4 protein-coding genes and 1 pseudogene are annotated in these 3,134 nt (G+C 65.3%); all 5 read right to left on the minus strand.

Going from position 1 to position 3,134, the window contains the following annotated elements:
* Positions 1-703 (minus strand): multidrug transporter (locus tag GX414_15130; protein ID NLI48435.1); only part of this gene is annotated, 703 nt, incomplete at its 3' end.
* Positions 704-805: 102 nt separating this feature from the next.
* Positions 806-1,312 (minus strand): Fur family transcriptional regulator, encoded by a 507-nt coding sequence (locus tag GX414_15135; GenBank protein ID NLI48436.1) that lies wholly within the window; start codon positions 1,310-1,312, stop codon positions 806-808.
* A gap of 45 nt (positions 1,313-1,357) precedes the next feature.
* Positions 1,358-2,230: pseudogene (locus tag GX414_15140) on the minus strand (TonB family protein).
* Positions 2,227-2,721, minus strand: coding sequence for a TonB system transport protein ExbD (gene exbD, locus GX414_15145; protein ID NLI48437.1), 495 nt, complete (start codon positions 2,719-2,721; stop codon positions 2,227-2,229). Before exbD ends, GX414_15140 begins: the two are co-directional and overlap by 4 nt.
* A 5-nt stretch (positions 2,722-2,726) precedes the next feature.
* Positions 2,727-3,134: tonB-system energizer ExbB (locus tag GX414_15150; GenBank protein NLI48438.1), on the minus strand; the 408-nt coding region annotated here is incomplete at its 5' end.

Raw genomic sequence — 3,134 nt, forward strand, 5'->3', positions numbered from 1 at the left:
CATGATCGTTCACGGCCAACTGGTAACGCTGGCCCGCCATGTCGATCACGCCCTTTGGCGTATGGGCATTGGCCGAAGCAAGTGCTGCGCGCAGGTTTTCGAACCCCATGCCATATTTGAAGAACAGCAGCGGGTTCATCTCCACCCGCACGGCGGGGGCGGAACTGCCCATGAGCGTCACATCGCCCACACCCTGCACCTGCAGCAGCATGGGCCGCAGGGTGGTGTTCACCAGATCATACAGGTGGGACATGGGTTGCATGCCCGGTGTCACTGCAAGGATCAGCACCGGCGTCGCATTCGGATTGGCGCGATGATAGCTGGGATCGGACCCCGGCGTGGTCGGCAGGTCGTGCCGGGCAGCGCGGATCGCCGCTTCCACATCCCGCGCGGCCCCATTGAGGTCACGGCCCAGCTCAAACCCCAGCGAGATGGAGGTCTCGCCCCGCGTGGAGGTGGACTGCATCTGCGTCACACCCGCGATATTGCCCAGATGCCGCTCCAGCGGGGCGGCCACGGTACGGGCCATGACCTCGGGCGATCCACCGGCGTTGGAGGCGGAAACCGAGATCACCGGCAGGTCGACGTCAGGCAGGTCCGAGACCGGCAGATGAGGCAACGCCATCAGCCCTGACAGCACGGCGGAGAGCAGCAGCAGCGTTGTCGCCACCGGGCGATGGACAAACCAGGCGATGAATTTCAAGGAAGATGTCCCGTCCCTGCGGGAGGGCTCACTCTATAAGACGATCGACGCGAGCGTTTTTTCAAAGGAAAGGCGAAAAAATATTTCGCCCCTCTCCTGTCGTCATGTTGCGCTGACTGACGATGTGACCGTGATGGCCGCCCCCTGCACCGCCAGACCATGTTCGGCCGCCACGCGGCGCAGCAGGGTCGCGACTTCAGGCGCGTTGCAGGCGATCTTCCGACCTGTGCCGGCTTCCACGAAGGTAATCGCGAGAACCGTCTTGCGTTCAGGAGCCACGCTGTAGCGCCACAGCCGGTCGGGCGAGACGTCGCGGCGCAGGATGCCCCGCTCGACAAAGAGATTCAGGTTACGCTGGATCGAACCCTGTGAAGGGGCACGCCCATGCTCCATGATCCGGCACAGCGTTTTCCATATCTCCACTGCCGTCGCGCGTGGTCCGGCTTCCAGAAGACCGTGGAACAGGATGCGCCGCAGATCGGTCATCTTGATGCCCACCTCCTCGCTCCGTTCTTCCAGCCTGCGCACGGCGCTGCGGCTGGCTCCCATGCCGGGGCGGATTTCATTCAGGGACGGCGAAGAGCGGCGATGTTCGGAGAAGGCGAGCATGGGTTTGATCCTGTCACGATCAGAGATGAGGAAACGGCGAAAACCTCAGTTTCCACCAGCATGGATGTAAAACTCAACGGGAACGGTCAGGGTGATGGGATCCCCCGCGACGCTGTCCGGCGGGACCGGCAGCGGCTGCGCGCGTTTGGGCAGCGCCACCGCCTCCTGATCCAGCAGCGGGTGGCCGGAAGAGCTGGCGAGCGTCACCGAAAGCACATGGCCCTTCCGGTCCATGGAGAACGTCACGGTCGGCACACCTTCCTGATGGTCGGCCATGGCGTCGGACGGGTAGCGCTTGAACTTTTCCAGTTGCGCCAGCAGCGCGCCCTGCCAGTTGACCGGGTCATGGGACGCATGGGTGGAAGACGCACCGGGAGCCGGGGCTGCCTGTGCGGGAGCTGGAGGCGCTTCCGAGGATGGCGGCGCGGTCGTGGCCTCGGCTGGTGGCGTCTTGTCCGGGATCGGCTTCTTGAGCATCGGCACCGGCTTGTGCTTCTTCACGATCTTGCGCGGCTTTTCCGGCTTGGGCACCGGGATCGGCGGATTGGGCGCAGGTGACGGTGGAGCCGTGATCTTGGGCGGCTACACCGGCGCAGGATCGGGGATGGACTGGGTCTGCTGCGGCCCCGGCGGCAGGTCAGTTGGCGGCGTGGGCGTGGAGACCGGCTCTGGCGCCATGTCGATGGCAATCGCGGCCGGTGGCGGTTCCGGCACGGCCATCACCGGTGGTGGCAGGCGCATGATCCACCAGACCGCCCCGCCACTGACCGCCAGCACGGCGAGCAAGGACAGGCCCCAGCGCATGGCTTCATCACGCTGCGCACGGCGAAGCTGCTCACGCTGCCAGTCTGCAAAGGCGAGCGGAACATCCCCGACGGACGTGTCCACCGTATGCGCCACATCCGCCGCGCCGCTCATGGTGTCGCTCCAGATGTGGGTGTGGCAGGAGCCGCGTTGCCAGGCGGCGCTAACGTCGTTCCGACCTCGCTGCCCTCTTCCTGTCCCTGCAGGTTGACGAGCGCCACCTTGAGGTATCCGGCGGAGCGCAACTTATCCATCACCCCCATCAGCGTGCCGTAATCGACCGTCCTGTCGGCACGCAGGAAGATGCGTTCGTCCTTGTTGCCTTTGGTCGCGGTTTCCAGCGCGCCGGAAAGCGCATCGGTGCTGATGTCATCCTCACCCAGCGCTAGGCCATGATCGGCCTTCACCGTCAGGAACACCGGATCATCCGGCCGCGGCGTCGGCTTTTCGGTCGAGGACGGCAGGTCCACGGGTACGTTCACGGTGGTCAGCGGAGCCGTGACCATGAAGATCACCAGCAGAACCAGCATCACGTCGATGAACGGCGTGACGTTGATCTCGCTCGCCTCGTGCGGGTTCTCATCGGTGTGGCGGATGCGGATCATGCCGCTTACTCCCCGGCCACCGAGCGGCTGTCGCGCGATGCGCCAAAACGCACTACCTGTCCGCTGGCGGTCAGGGCCTGCATACGACCGAGATCACGCGAGACCAGTCGCATGACCAGCGCGGTGAGGTCCGCCACCTGTGCGCGGCACGAGGCTGTCTGGCGGGCAAGATGGTTGTAGATCACCACGGCCGGGATGGCGGCCACCAGACCGAGGGCTGTCGCGAGTAGGGCCTCGGCGATGCCGGGGGCCACAACGGCAAGACTAGTCGCCTTGCTGGCGGCGATGCCGGTAAAGGACGTCATGATGCCCCAGACCGTGCCGAACAGGCCGATGAAGGGTGAGGTTGCGCCAATGGTGGCCAGCACGCCGGTGCCACGCATCAGCCTGCGGCCCTCAGCGGCTTCCAGCCG

It is taken from the genome of Acidobacteriota bacterium (assembly GCA_012517875.1).
Lineage (GTDB): Bacteria > Acidobacteriota > JAAYUB01 > JAAYUB01 > JAAYUB01 > JAAYUB01.

Bases quoted from the DNA above. Each gene is read 5' to 3' on its own strand.
- GX414_15135 (NLI48436.1), bottom strand. From the start codon at position 1,312: ATGCTCGCCTTCTCCGAACATCGCCGCTCTTCGCCGTCCCTGAATGAA.
- exbD (NLI48437.1), bottom strand. From the start codon at position 2,721: ATGATCCGCATCCGCCACACCGATGAGAACCCGCACGAGGCGAGCGAG.